A 12,569-nucleotide genomic window follows, 5' to 3' on the forward strand; every position below is an offset into this window, starting at 1 on the left:
TATGTATTATACCTATAAACGCAAGAAATGGAAAGAGTCCAGTTTGTCCGGACCCTTTCCATCGCCATCCTCAATAGGCGGTCATATCTTTTTATACTAAGGACGTACGTATTGAATCTTGATATTTTCTGGGGCTGCACCGAGCTCTTTCACAACCATATCTACGATAGTTACGCCTTGACTTTTCTCCAATTTATCGCTTTGAACGGTTACTTTCCACTTGTTTCCATCTTGATTAATAATGGCTTGCGGGAAATCTTTCATGAGAACATCTTGCAAATTTTCTACTTTTTCTTGAATATCTGTCAGTTTCGATAAGTCGTTCGTCGCTTTAGCAACAGCTTCCGGTGTCTTCTTCGCATCAATAATAATTTCCATTAAATCGGAAGAAGTTTTGCTAAAATAATCTCTTTGTTTCATTTGCTCATTCGTGAAGTAGTCGCTAGCAGATGTCGTTCTCGCTTGTTCTTCCACTTGTTTTAGAACCTGATCATCCGTTTTGGCCGTGCTTGGTTTTGTTGTTTTAGATGCATCAGACGTTGTTGATGTTTTCGCGTCTGTTTTCGTGTCTGTTTTCGTGTCTGTTTTCACGCCTGTTTTCATATCTGTTTTCACGTCTGTTTTTGTTGAATTTTGCGGAGTTACAGCTTTTGTATCGACTTTTGTATCTGCGTTTGTCGTCGCTTTCACATCTGTTTTCGCAGCATTTGCAGGATCAACCTGGCTCATATCAATCTTCACTTCTTGTGCTTTATCGATCGTTTTTGTTGACGCTAAATCAAGCTTATTTACCTTGTTTACATCCTCAGTGAACAGATAATAGGCGGAAAGTACCACCATTAAGCTAAGCATAGATACGAGCCAAATTGTTTGTCTTTTCGCGTTCATTGAATATTCCTCCTCAATTTTGGATTACATCTTATCATTGACCTGTTTTGCGGGGTAAAATAGAGATGCGATGGGTTGGGACATCAAGTCCTCGCTCAACCGCTTCTGTAATCATTTTCTTCACAGTGAGATTCTCGGCGCCTTTAGCGACAACGATGACCCCTCTGATCTTCGGTTTAATGTATTTGAGCACAAGCGGTTTCTGGTCACCTGACACCTGATAGACAACCACTTCACCACTCCGCGTTACCTGGGATATATTCCGAGTCGCCCCGCCATTGTCGCGTTCTGTCGTCATTTGCTGATTGTCATTATAATTTTTGTCGACTGTCATTTCTTCCGTCGATTCAATTGTAACGAGCACTTCAACGTCGCCTACGCCGACAATTTTTTGTAAAATATCTTTCAACTGTGTTTGATAGGCCACTTCATAATCGTGAAAGGCAGAATTTTCCTTGGTTGTGCTGCCGAGAAATGTTTCTTTGCTAGGTGGCGGAGAGGCTCTGCCCGCATTGATGGGATCAACTTCTTTTACAGTCATAAATGCATTCATAATCATCAGCGCAGCTCCCAAAAGTCCAATTATAACGACCCATAGGAGAGTGTTCTTACGCTTGGGTCCTCCCGGACCTCCGCCGAATTTTTGCTCCATCCATTGCAGCAATGTTCCCATCGATTCACCTCGCAATCCTTCCATTCTGTTGTTCAAATTGGATATTAATCTTTGCGGGCTCCACTAACCAATCACGTTTAATTCCTTGCTTGAGCCGTTCAACCTCTTGTTCCATTCGAGCCGATAACTTAGGCAAAGCAGCTACTTCTTTGTCAATTGCGTTACTTCCTTGCAGCTTTGTTGCTGGCTCGATCCTTATCGGATCAATGGGCTTGACTGGCTCCATGGCAGCAATGCTTTTGGAGACTCCAGAGGGTTGTGCCTGATTCTTCGCCTCTATATCATCAAGGGTTACCCTGACTTTCGTAATGATGGGTTGCCCGTTATTGTCAATTTGTGCTTGTACCTGAACGTCTTTGATGACCAACTCCGTTTGCTTCAGTAAATCCTCTTTCATCAGACCAGCCAACTGTGTTTGAATCATTTGCTGTGATTGTTTTTGGCCTTCTGCTTGAAGCTTCTGAGCATCCTTCGTGATCACTTCTAGCGATTTCATGAGTTGATTGCCTTCACGGCCGCTTGCAAGCATTGTCTTCTCACTCTGCTGTTTCTCCGCTTGACCGATCAATTGATCGATATTCCAGTCCTTCTGAAACAACTGCATAACGGGTGATAAAAGCGTAAGCAAAATGAATAAACTCATGACCGTTTTGACATATCGCTGCATGGTGTTGCTGGGAAGCAGAAGATCAACGAATGTGGCAAGCATAATGACCATGATGACGGTTTTCAGCCATCCAGCTAACCAAGTCATACCTACGCTCCTTTCACCGCATCATCACCGAAACATTACTGATGGTTATCATGATCGTTAAGGCTAGAAAGAACATTAAGCTGACGGCTGCAAGAGCCGCAAAAACATAAACCAAGCTCTTACCAATCGTTTGCAAACAAGCAATAATCGGGCTATCTCCCAAGGGCTGCATGATCGCTGCGGATAAGTTATAAATGAAAGCTAACGTTAATATTTTGATAGCCGGGAAAGCACACAACATGATAAGAATGACAACCCCTACGAGTCCAATGGCATTTTTCACAAGCAGCGATGCCCCAATGACTGTCTCGGTGGCATCCGAGAATAACCGCCCCACAACAGGAACGAAATTACCGGTGATGTACTTTGCAGTTCGAATCGCTACGCCGTCTCTAACTGCTCCAGCAGTCCCTTGAATCGAAATAACACCGAGAAAAACGGTGACGAATACTCCGAGCATGCTAAGACTTATCGTACGCAGCAGGTTTGCCAGCTGTGTGACCTTGTACTTCTCGCTAAGCGAGCTGACAATATGAAGAACAGCCGAAAAGAACAATAACGGGAATATAAACACATAAATCGCTGTGCCAACCGAATGGATCATGAACACAATCAGTGGATGCAGAATCGCTACAGATGTAACATTGCCCATTGAAGCTAGCAGTGTTAAAAGTAATGGAACAATGGCAATCATGAATTGAATCATGGATGAAATGGCTGTCTTGGCATAACCGATGGCTATGCTGAAGCTGTTGATTGCAATGATGATCATAACCATATAGGTGATCGAATACCCGAGCTTACTTACGGTATTTCTCTCAAAGGAGCTCTGCAATGTCTCGAGTATCATACTGAAAATGGTTAGAATAACAATTGAAGCCAGCAGCTTTCCGTTAATAATGATTTCATGGAACAAATAGCTTAGCAGTCCTTTGAAAATGTTCTTCAGGCTAATTCCCTTCGTCCCAAGAAGCAGTTCCATGAAGGTTGGCGTCTTACTTTCAGGAAAGAAACCGCCGTAATCCTTCATGAGCTTATCCCAATATTGCTCGACAGGTTCCGTGTTCAAATGGCTAGCCTGCTCCTTGATAATGGCATCCGTAGGCGACTCAGCGGCCAAGGAGCTCGTCATTCCTAACCACAGGCCCATCGTCATGATGAACAAAATGATCCAACGGTTGTTCAGCTTCTGGTGCGAATAAAGTAGGTTCATACCTGTCACTCCTATATGAATCATCTAAGCAGGGAGCAGCTTAACAACGGTCTCGATGATGACGGTAATGATCGGAATAGCCATCACCATAATGAGCACTTTTCCAGAGAGTTCAATCTTGGATGCAATGGATTCTTGTCCGGCATCTCGAACGATTTGTGCACCGAACTCAGCAATGTACGCAACGCCAATAATTTTTAGAATCGTTTTGAGAAAAACCATATTGATACTGGATTTTTGAGCTAAATCCTCGAGTACCTGGATGACCGTGGAGATTTTACCGATCAGGAACAAGAAAATCATGATGCCCGTAAATGCTGCCAACAAGAAAGCAAACATGGGCTTCTGCTCTTTGATGATGAGGGTTAATATCGTAACAATGAGCCCTAGGCCTACAATCTGGATGATTTCCATAAGGCCCACCTCATTGGAATAGGAAGATTGTTTTGATTTCTTTAAATAAATGATCGAGCATACTGACGACCATAAAGAGTACGACCACGAAGCCAATGACCGTGACCCAGTGTGCCATATCCTCTTTGCCCATCTGCTTGAGCACCGAATGGATCATCGCGATGATGATACCGATGCCGGCGATCTGGAAAATGGCATTCACATCTACGTTCATTCCAGGCACCTCACTCTGTTGACAAGGAACGTTGCTTCGCGTTACAAGTCCCCTGCTACCCTTAATACATCAAAATCACGATCAATGCTCCTATTAAGACTCCAAGGCTTTTCCACATTTTCTCGTAGCGCCGCTGATCTTCCCTTGACTCGATTTCTTCCGTCTGAAGTTGGCTAATAGCGAGCCGTAAATGTTTGATCTGATCACTTCGATCTGTCAATCCAAGAACGGATCCCAGCTGTAGGACTACATCTTGCTCCGCTTGCTTCATTGAAGTTCTTGTCCATACATCATTTACACTCTTTTGCCAAATCTCACGGGTGGATGTACCATCACTAGTCAATAATCGCTCTGAAGTTAATCGAAATAAGGAAGCAAGTGGTTCAGCGACTTGCTTGCTGAGGGAAGAGAAAGCTTCAGGCAGCGGTGTAAGGGCGTAAGTAATTTCAGTCTCCATGCGTCCTAAAGCACTGATAAGACCTCGGATTTGCTTGGGACGCCTTACATAGTGAGCAGCCTTTAGGAAGCCAAACAATGTAGCGGCACCAATAATAAGAACCCCTCCAACAAACTTCAGCATCCTTCATCATCCTTTAAGCGCAGGATACAGTTCCAACTGCTTGCCTTGACGATCCAAAATGCGAAATGAAGCCGGCGCACCTTTTGTCCGATGCAGGATGACATACCTCGTAAACACACCCTCTTCCAAAAGCTGCTTCAGAACAGGCCTCATGCGCACATCTTCATAGTTAGCACCATGCGCGGTTGCCACGACGCGTATCCCAGTGTGAACAGCCTCATGGATCGCTTGTGCATCTTCTGGACGCCCAATCTCATCAACTACAAGGACATCTGGTGATAACGAACGAATCATCATCATCATACCTTCCGCCTTCGGACAACCATCCATAACGTCAGTACGTGGCCCCAAATCGAATCGTGGCACCCCTTTGACACATGCGGCCAATTCCGATCGTTCATCCACCACCCCCACTTTCTTACCGGCTGTCGTAAGGTTATTCACTCCCCATTCCCCTCGGCTGATTAGTCTGGCCAGATCGCGGATTAGCGTTGTTTTCCCTTGCTGCGGCGGTGATATGATGAGCGTATGATGGATACTTCTCTGGGGAGGATCGAATAAATACGGTAATACCTCTTGGCCGACCCCTTGAATCTCACGAGCGATCCTAATGTTAAACGAACTTACGTCACGTATTTGTCTGACATGACCCTGATCCAATACCGTACGCCCTGCTAGTCCCACTCGATGGCCGCCGGCAATCGTAATATAGCCTCTTCGCAGCTCTTCCTCGAAGGTGTACAAGGAATGATTCGTAAGCATCTCCAGCAGCGTAAGGCAATCCTGCCGGGATGGCTTATATGCCTTCGCCTCTTGAGTCACCATCTGACCTTGTTCATCGAGAAAAGCATATCGATCACCCCAGCTAATTTCAAAGGGACGCGACTCTCTCACCCTTATTTCCTCGACGCTAGCTTGTACGTCCGGCGGCAGTTCGGCTAACAAAAATCGGAAAGTCTGAGGGAGCAAGTGCATTATTGTATCCAGCATAAGGAGACATCCCTCCAAGTTGTCCAGTCTTCTATACTCATTTCTATGCTTAATAGAAAGAAATATGACCGATTACTTTTTTAAAATGCCTATAAAGAGACAGCTTACTCCCGCAATCACCCAGAGCATTTTGCCATATGATAGTTTCTCTGCAATGCCTACTAATCCAATCGTAGTCGTTGCTAGTAGTACTAGAGGACCTACTAGAGCCAAACCAGAGTTCACTAGCAGCGCTTTCTCCACCGTCGCCAGTCTCAGCATTACAATGGCGGCGATAATCTCAATGCTCCCCGACATCATCCTCAGCGATGCCATCGTTAGGACAATTTTGTTCATTTCTTTCTACTCCTCCTCGTAAAAATGTTTGAGCTCTATGTGTCGTCGAATATTTAGCGGAGCGGATTTATAAAAGGCCTGAAGAGCGACTTTTGTAAAGCTGTTCCTACCGACTTAATCCAATAAAAGGAACAGCTTTACAATGGAGTCCTGGAGGTTTTTATAAATTCGCGGAGCGACCGTTTATTCGACAGAACGCATAAGGTAGGGTCAATGCTTTTTACCCTACCTTATGCAAGCTCGTCTGATTTTAGGCATGCTGGGCACCACCATTTATCAAGATGCATATGCTGTCACATAATTGATCCTACAAAGGACAGTGAGGAGAATTACCGATGGAAGTGACCTCTTATTTGAATTGGAACCCCGTTCTTGTCGACCCCACAGGACAAAGGCAGGCCAAACCAAGAACGCTGGGCAAAACGATGGTGATGGATAAAGGTTTAGGCATGAACGCATTTCAAGATTTACTCAGCACGTCAAGTAGCCATTTGGATATGATCAAAATTGGCTTTGGCACTTCACCACTATATCCGCAGCATGTGCTTAAAAGTAAAATTAACTCGGCAAAAGAAAGCGGGATTTGCATTTACCCAGGAGGCACCTTTCTTGAGGTTGCCATTACGCAGCATGCGGTAGATTCCTTTTTTGATATGATCATTGCGTTTGGATTTAATGGTGTTGAAATTTCCAACGGGACCATCGATATGGAACGCAAGCTTAGAAATGAGCTTATTCGAAGAGGGTTGGATGAGGGTTTAGAGGTCGTAACCGAATATGGTAAAAAAGGCTGGGGATCATCGATTGAATTGGAGGAATTAATTGAAACCGTTATGATCGACACACAATTAGGAGCAAACTTGGTTACCATTGAAGCTCGGGAATCGGGCATGGGCGTAGGTATTTTTGATAATTACGGGAAATGTAAGGACGAGGAACTGCAAAAGGTGCTTTCCGCCATAGCTGGGCATCAGCTCTTATGGGAAGCACCGCTCAAAAGTCAACAGGTGCATTTAATTAGCATGCTAGGACCGGATATCCACTTGGGCAATATTTCACCGGATGAGTTAATTGCCTTAGAAGCATTGCGGAGAGGGCTCCGTTCCGATACGTTGTCCTTAGGTACCAGAAAGGATTAAATGATGCATATCGAGGTTGTCGCCAACATCGGCGAAGCTAGAAGTGACGATTTTCTTCATAAAACCGTCATTGTCGTTGATGTTCTTCGTGCAACCAGCACGATCATCACCGCACTGATAAACGGTTGCAAAGCCATTGTTCCTGTGGAAACTGTTCTGAAAGCCAAAGAACTATATCATGAGGATGATCTGCTTGGAGGGGAGCGGTTTTGCAAGAAGATTCCCGGCTTCGATTTCGGTAATTCGCCACTGGAATACACAAGAGAAGCTGTTCAGGGTAAGCGGATTATCCTCACAACCACGAACGGAACAAGAGGCATTCAGAAAGCGATGAAAGCCGATCAAGTGTTAGCAGGCGCTCTTTTAAATAGTAGAGCCTGTGCAAAGGCAGCGATTGATTTCAAACGAGACACTGTGATTGTATGTGCTGGTACGCAGGATGTTTTCTCATTGGAAGATGGCCTCTGTGCAGGTCTTATCCTTGAGGAAATAGCTTTAGAAATAGGCGAGAAAAATGTCGTTATCAATGACTTTGGTCTAGCTATGCGAGGATGTTACTTGAAAACAAAGGATTCCTTGTATGAGACGCTTCTTACTTGCTGCAATGGAAAAAAAATGACTAAGTTAGGTTTCCAAGCTGATATCGTTTGGTGTGCAAAACCGAATATTACAGATCAAGTTCCTGTCCTGGAAGGAGACCAAATGGTTCTGCTGCATCGCTGTCTACCTCGCCCTACGTTCTAAATACAAGCCCCTCTCATAAACTAAGATGGAAGTTATGAGGGCGAGGGGTTTTGATTATGAATGGCGATTTACTCTTAGTTATTCTCATTATTATTGGACTCATTGGCCGATCTCCAATCATTACAACGGCTGCTTGTATTTTGCTTGCTATTAAACTCATTGGGTTAGATCGTTATTTTCCCACAATGGAACGCAGAGGACTGGAACTCGGGCTGCTTTTTCTGACGATTGGGGTGCTGGTCCCCTTTGCCAGCGAGCGAATTTCCTTAAAGGATATCCTGTCGGTATTTACGACTTGGCCAGGAGTTATCGCACTTCTTGGCGGAGCTATTGCTACTTATATGAATGGAAAAGGATTGGAACTGCTAAAAATAGACCCACAATTAATTGTGGGTCTTGTGATAGGTTCTATTTTTGGCATTATATTTATGCGCGGAATTCCGGTTGGCCCCTTAATGGCAGCCGGAATTACGGCTTTCTTATTAAAGCTGGCATATTTTATTTCGGATAAAATAAGTTAAGATTCTGATTATCTGCGATTTTCAGGTCCACCAACAAATGCTTGCTCCAAAGCGTCCAAGCCGTAAGCTGTGTGCAGGGCACGGATAACTTCTGTTAGGTTCGAGTTATCAATAACGCAGGACATTTTAATTTCAGATGTACTCACTAATGAGATTGAGATACCCAAATCTGAAATCACTTTGAACATCGTTGCAGCAACACCTGGTGTACTTACCATGCCAGCACCGACAATTGACACTTTCACAAGGTCCACTTCGGAAGTCACTTCACGGTAACCGATGTCAAGACGAATTTGTTCAATCACGTCTAATGCTTTTTCACGATCTGCAAGAGTCGTTGTGAAAGAGAAATCAGCCGAACCGTTGATAACACCGCTTTGTACGATAATGTCTACATCTATTTGCACTTCGGCAAGCGAAATAAATACTTTGGCCAGCTGACCCGGTTTCTCAGGTACACCCAGAATACTAATTCTTGCCACATTCTTATCATAAGCGATGCCTCGAACGACGATTCCTTGCTCCATCACTGCTTCCTCCTTCACGTTGGTACCTTCATTGTAAGTAAAGCTAGAACGCACCACTAAAGTAACGTTATAGTTCTTGGCATATTCAACGGCTCTCGGATGAAGTACAGCAGCCCCTAAATTAGCAAGCTCCAGCATCTCATCATACGAAATCTCATTTAGTTTTCTCGCTACTTTCACGATGCGTGGATCTGTCGTGTAAATACCGTCTACATCCGTATAAATCTCACACAGATCTGCTTTAATAGCTGCAGCAAGCGCAACAGCCGTCGTATCCGATCCGCCGCGACCAAGCGTGGTGATTTCACCAGCTTCCGACATCCCTTGGAACCCGGCAACAATGACAACATTTCCTTGCTCTATAGCATTTAGAACGCGCTCAGGCTGAATATCCGTAATTCTCGCCTTCCCATGCACAGGTTCGGTGTAAATACCACTTTGCCAACCGGTGTAAGAAACCGCCTGCTCTCCTAAATTATGTATCGCCATCGATAAGAGTGCGACAGAAACCTGCTCTCCTGTCGTTAACAGCATATCCATTTCACGAGCCGGTGGGGCTCCATCATATATTTGCTTAGACAGGTCGATCAAATCATCCGTTGTATCTCCCATCGCCGATACGACAACAACACAGCTATGTCCTGCTTGTTTTCGCTCTACGATTCTTTTTGCAACACGCTTCATTCGCTCCGCATCACCGACAGAGCTTCCGCCAAATTTCATCACTATAAGAGACAAAGCTGACCCACTCCTAACGCATACTAGTGCATAACAATTCAATATTATAGCATAAAACGAAACCCAGTGGTAAGAAATACACGGTGTATATAAAAAAACTCCCTGACTCGTTGGAGTCAGAGAGACTTGTCCTATTTAAGACTGGGCACGGGAAATGTATCTGCCATCTTCGGTATCAACCGTAAGAACGTCGCCTTCATTGATGAAAAGTGGAACCTGAACGATAAGTCCTGTTTCTACTTTAGCACTTTTGAGAGCGCCTTGTGCTGTGTTGCCTTTGATTCCCGGCTCTGTTTCAACAACCTTCAAATCCACGCTTTTCGGCAGGTTGATCCCCAGAATTTCGCCTTGGTAACTCAAAATCTTGATGTTCATGTTTTCTTTCAGGAAGTTCAATTCCCATTTCAGCTGCTCGTGTGAAAGAGCGAACTGATCAAACGTTTCTGTATCCATGAACGTATATTCGTCACCGCTAGCATACAGGTATTGCATTTCGCGGTTATCGATGTGTGCGCGGCCAACGTTCTCACCAGCACGGAATGTACGTTCAACCGTATTCCCGTTACGCAGGTTTTTAAGCTTGGAGCGTACGAATGCAGCACCTTTACCTGGTTTAACATGTTGGAAATCCAAAACGGTAAAAATGTCGTGCTCAACTGTAATCGTAAGACCTGTTTTAAAATCGTTAACTGATATCACTTGTAAATCCCTCCGCTAGTCAATAATAAGAAAATCTTTGGTAGAATGTGTAAGTATTTTAATTCCGGTGTCAGTAATTACTACATCGTCCTCAATTCGAACTCCACCAAAGTCAGGGAGATAAATGCCGGGTTCAACTGTAACCACCATACCTGGTTTTAAAATCATTTCTTCGGTTTTCGACAAGCGCGGAGATTCATGGACCTCCATGCCTAAACCATGTCCGGTCCCGTGACCGAAGTAATCGCCATAGCCATGCTTCACAATTACGTCTCTTGCAAAAGCATCGCCTTCTCTGCCCGTAATACCAGGTTTGAGGTTTGCTAAACAATTCAATTGAGCTTCCAGCACAATGTCATAAATTTCTTTATGCTTGTCTGTAGGCATACCTAGCATAACTGTCCTAGTAATATCAGAGCAATACCCTTTATAATACGCTCCAAAATCCAATTTGACAAATTCGTTTAATTGTAGCACGCGATCGCTTGCTTTGCCATGAGGAAGCGCAGATCGTTCTCCAGAAGCAACGATCGATTCAAACGATGTAGAAGTCCCGCCATTTTTGCGGATAAACATCTCAATCTCAAGCGCAATGTCCTTCTCTTTTATGCCTGGCTTGATGTAAGACAGGATGTGTGAGAACGTTTGGTCAGCCAGATCTGCTGCTTCCTGCATAATCTGTAATTCAGCCTCATCTTTGATCATTCGAATCAACTCAACAACGCGAGCCGTTGGTACGAGTTCGATACCAGGCAATCCTTCTTTGAAGTTCAGGAAGTCGCCATAGGTAACATCAACTTGCTCGAAACCAAGCTTCGTAATCCCTTGCTGCTGCAAGAGTTCCTTCACGGTTTCAATTGCTTTAGCCTTGTGCTCAACAACTTCAAAAAGCTTAGCTTGCTGAGGCGCTTGTGTCATATAACGGAAATCAGTTAATAATAAGGCACGGTCTAACGTTATAAGTACATAGCCGGAAGAACCAGTGAAACCAGATACATATGTACGGTTATATGCGTTCGTTATGAGTAGTGCTGGTAAATTTTGCTCCTGCATAACCTTGCGAAGACGTTCAATACGTTTCTCCTGCATCCAAATCACCAATCTTTCTTACATATGGGATAGTAAAGCTCTTAAACCAAGTTCATAGCTTTGTGCGCCGAATCCGCAAATTTGACCGATAACGACCGGTGCGGTAACCGAGTGATGGCGAAATTCTTCACGTTTATGAATATTCGAAAGATGAACTTCAACGGTAGGTAATTGAACCGTAGACAGCGCATCGCGAATCGCATAGCTGTAATGCGTAAACGCGCCAGGATTAATGAGAATGCCATCCTTCGTGCCGAAAGCTTCATGAATTTTATCAATAATTTGACCTTCATGATTCGATTGAAAGCTCTCGATCTCAATTGACAGAACCTCAGCTAATTCAATTAAACCTTGAATAATGACTGAAAGTGAAGCCGTTCCGTACACGCCAGGTTCACGTACGCCCAGCATATTTAAGTTGGGGCCGTTTATAACTAGAACCTTTTTCAACAGGAAATCACTCCCCAGTGAAGCAGACTATAACAACCTATTTAACCTTTGATATTTTACCATAACTTTCATGTCTTGTGTATAGGTTGTCTCGTTCTTATATTCGTGTACTCAATCGAAATAGAATATCCAATAAACATCCCCCATAACAGGAACAAACAAAAGTCGCTTATAATGGTATCTACATCTAGATTATTTATCCAGTAAGTCATCCCCGCTAAAGGACCAATGAATAAATATATCGCAGCCCACCAAAATGCTCCGTATCCCAGCCCCCACCAAGGACCCTGTAGTTTCCACATGAAAACCATATAAATGAAAGCTGCAACTATTGAAAATAAGGTAAAGAAGCCCCAACCAATAAGCGTTCCTTGCCAAGTCAGAAGAAAATCATGTTTGAAAAAAGGCTCCACAAGAAAACCAATCACAATTTTGGTGAATTTCAAATACTGCTCAACAATTTTAAATGCTCCCCATATAAATCCAGCGAAAAAACCGATGTAAAGGACAAAAAGCCACCGATTTGTTTTGAGTTTCCCTTCGTTCTTCTCCTTTATCATCCGTTCTCATCCTTTCTCTACAAATGCTTCAAATGTTTTC

17 protein-coding genes are annotated in these 12,569 nt (G+C 43.9%); 3 read left to right on the plus strand and 14 right to left on the minus strand.

Annotated features, from left to right (window positions below; genetic code table 11):
* Positions 1-96: 96 nt before the first annotated feature.
* The 9 genes from BLT91_RS15910 to BLT91_RS15950 form a co-directional block, all read right to left on the minus strand.
* Complete coding sequence (locus BLT91_RS15910; RefSeq protein WP_090822602.1) at positions 97-888, minus strand: SpoIIIAH-like family protein; 792 nt, start codon at positions 886-888, stop codon at positions 97-99.
* Positions 889-922: 34 nt separating this feature from the next.
* Complete coding sequence (spoIIIAG, locus tag BLT91_RS15915; RefSeq protein ID WP_090822857.1) at positions 923-1,561, minus strand: stage III sporulation protein AG; 639 nt, start codon at positions 1,559-1,561, stop codon at positions 923-925.
* 4 nt (positions 1,562-1,565) lie between these two features.
* Positions 1,566-2,315 (minus strand): stage III sporulation protein AF, encoded by a 750-nt coding sequence (gene spoIIIAF, locus BLT91_RS15920; RefSeq protein ID WP_090822604.1) that lies wholly within the window; start codon positions 2,313-2,315, stop codon positions 1,566-1,568.
* 13 nt (positions 2,316-2,328) lie between these two features.
* On the minus strand, positions 2,329-3,528 hold the full coding sequence (gene spoIIIAE, locus BLT91_RS15925; protein WP_090822606.1) for a stage III sporulation protein AE: 1,200 nt from the start codon (positions 3,526-3,528) through the stop codon (positions 2,329-2,331).
* Between the two features lie 24 nt (positions 3,529-3,552).
* A complete protein-coding gene (gene spoIIIAD, locus BLT91_RS15930) occupies positions 3,553-3,942 on the minus strand; it encodes a stage III sporulation protein AD (RefSeq protein ID WP_090822608.1) in 390 nt (129 codons plus the stop codon).
* Positions 3,943-3,952: 10 nt separating this feature from the next.
* The gene (gene spoIIIAC, locus BLT91_RS15935) at positions 3,953-4,156 is read right to left on the minus strand and encodes a stage III sporulation protein AC (RefSeq protein ID WP_029197158.1); all 204 of its coding nucleotides are present in this window, start codon (positions 4,154-4,156) and stop codon (positions 3,953-3,955) included.
* Between the two features lie 61 nt (positions 4,157-4,217).
* Complete coding sequence (spoIIIAB, locus tag BLT91_RS15940) at positions 4,218-4,736, minus strand: stage III sporulation protein SpoIIIAB (protein ID WP_090822610.1); 519 nt, start codon at positions 4,734-4,736, stop codon at positions 4,218-4,220.
* A gap of 6 nt (positions 4,737-4,742) precedes the next feature.
* Positions 4,743-5,726, minus strand: a complete 984-nt coding sequence (gene spoIIIAA, locus BLT91_RS15945) for a stage III sporulation protein AA (protein ID WP_090822612.1) — start codon at positions 5,724-5,726, stop codon at positions 4,743-4,745.
* Positions 5,727-5,798: 72 nt separating this feature from the next.
* On the minus strand, positions 5,799-6,062 hold the full coding sequence (locus tag BLT91_RS15950) for a YqhV family protein (RefSeq protein WP_057306427.1): 264 nt from the start codon (positions 6,060-6,062) through the stop codon (positions 5,799-5,801).
* 335 nt (positions 6,063-6,397) lie between these two features.
* Here BLT91_RS15950 and BLT91_RS15955 point away from each other — a divergent pair, with 335 nt between their 5' ends.
* Genes BLT91_RS15955 through BLT91_RS15965 form a run of 3 tightly spaced genes read left to right on the plus strand, consistent with a single transcriptional unit; the run spans position 6,398 to position 8,466 of the window.
* On the plus strand, positions 6,398-7,201 hold the full coding sequence (locus BLT91_RS15955; protein ID WP_090822614.1) for a phosphosulfolactate synthase: 804 nt from the start codon (positions 6,398-6,400) through the stop codon (positions 7,199-7,201).
* Positions 7,202-7,945 (plus strand): 2-phosphosulfolactate phosphatase, encoded by a 744-nt coding sequence (locus BLT91_RS15960; protein ID WP_254776977.1) that lies wholly within the window; start codon positions 7,202-7,204, stop codon positions 7,943-7,945.
* Between the two features lie 56 nt (positions 7,946-8,001).
* Entirely contained in the window at positions 8,002-8,466 is a 465-nt protein-coding gene (locus BLT91_RS15965; protein WP_090822616.1) for a DUF441 domain-containing protein, read from the plus strand.
* Between the two features lie 8 nt (positions 8,467-8,474).
* On the opposite strand, the gene BLT91_RS15970 is transcribed toward BLT91_RS15965, so the two are convergent.
* The 5 genes from BLT91_RS15970 to BLT91_RS15990 all read right to left on the minus strand — a co-directional run bounded on the left by BLT91_RS15970 (position 8,475) and on the right by BLT91_RS15990 (position 12,529).
* Positions 8,475-9,731 carry an aspartate kinase gene (locus tag BLT91_RS15970; RefSeq protein ID WP_090822618.1) on the minus strand — a complete coding sequence of 419 codons (1,257 nt, stop codon included), beginning with the start codon at positions 9,729-9,731 and terminating at the stop codon, positions 8,475-8,477.
* A 135-nt stretch (positions 9,732-9,866) separates the two neighbouring features.
* Positions 9,867-10,430: an elongation factor P gene (gene efp / locus BLT91_RS15975; protein WP_090822620.1), complete on the minus strand. Its 564-nt coding sequence runs from the start codon at positions 10,428-10,430 to the stop codon at positions 9,867-9,869.
* 15 nt (positions 10,431-10,445) lie between these two features.
* A complete protein-coding gene (locus BLT91_RS15980) occupies positions 10,446-11,519 on the minus strand; it encodes a M24 family metallopeptidase (RefSeq protein ID WP_090822622.1) in 1,074 nt (357 codons plus the stop codon).
* A gap of 18 nt (positions 11,520-11,537) precedes the next feature.
* Positions 11,538-11,969, minus strand: coding sequence for a type II 3-dehydroquinate dehydratase (gene aroQ / locus BLT91_RS15985; protein WP_090822624.1), 432 nt, complete (start codon positions 11,967-11,969; stop codon positions 11,538-11,540).
* 68 nt (positions 11,970-12,037) lie between these two features.
* Positions 12,038-12,529 carry a YqhR family membrane protein gene (locus BLT91_RS15990; RefSeq protein ID WP_090822626.1) on the minus strand — a complete coding sequence of 164 codons (492 nt, stop codon included), beginning with the start codon at positions 12,527-12,529 and terminating at the stop codon, positions 12,038-12,040.
* Positions 12,530-12,569 lie beyond the last annotated feature (40 nt).

Source organism: Paenibacillus sp. yr247 (assembly GCF_900103825.1).
Classification (GTDB): domain Bacteria; phylum Bacillota; class Bacilli; order Paenibacillales; family NBRC-103111; genus Paenibacillus_E.

Coding starts and splice junctions, on each gene's coding strand:
- BLT91_RS15990 (WP_090822626.1), bottom strand. CDS start 12,529: ATGATAAAGGAGAAGAACGAAGGGAAACTCAAAACAAATCGGTGGCTT.
- BLT91_RS15955 (WP_090822614.1), top strand. CDS start 6,398: ATGGAAGTGACCTCTTATTTGAATTGGAACCCCGTTCTTGTCGACCCC.
- spoIIIAF (WP_090822604.1), bottom strand. CDS start 2,315: ATGACTTGGTTAGCTGGATGGCTGAAAACCGTCATCATGGTCATTATG.
- BLT91_RS15950 (WP_057306427.1), bottom strand. CDS start 6,062: ATGAACAAAATTGTCCTAACGATGGCATCGCTGAGGATGATGTCGGGG.
- spoIIIAG (WP_090822857.1), bottom strand. CDS start 1,561: ATGGGAACATTGCTGCAATGGATGGAGCAAAAATTCGGCGGAGGTCCG.
- spoIIIAC (WP_029197158.1), bottom strand. CDS start 4,156: ATGAACGTAGATGTGAATGCCATTTTCCAGATCGCCGGCATCGGTATC.
- BLT91_RS15980 (WP_090822622.1), bottom strand. CDS start 11,519: ATGCAGGAGAAACGTATTGAACGTCTTCGCAAGGTTATGCAGGAGCAA.
- spoIIIAD (WP_090822608.1), bottom strand. CDS start 3,942: ATGGAAATCATCCAGATTGTAGGCCTAGGGCTCATTGTTACGATATTA.
- spoIIIAE (WP_090822606.1), bottom strand. CDS start 3,528: ATGAACCTACTTTATTCGCACCAGAAGCTGAACAACCGTTGGATCATT.
- BLT91_RS15910 (WP_090822602.1), bottom strand. CDS start 888: ATGAACGCGAAAAGACAAACAATTTGGCTCGTATCTATGCTTAGCTTA.
- spoIIIAA (WP_090822612.1), bottom strand. CDS start 5,726: ATGCTGGATACAATAATGCACTTGCTCCCTCAGACTTTCCGATTTTTG.
- BLT91_RS15960 (WP_254776977.1), top strand. CDS start 7,202: ATGATGCATATCGAGGTTGTCGCCAACATCGGCGAAGCTAGAAGTGAC.
- spoIIIAB (WP_090822610.1), bottom strand. CDS start 4,736: ATGCTGAAGTTTGTTGGAGGGGTTCTTATTATTGGTGCCGCTACATTG.
- BLT91_RS15965 (WP_090822616.1), top strand. CDS start 8,002: ATGAATGGCGATTTACTCTTAGTTATTCTCATTATTATTGGACTCATT.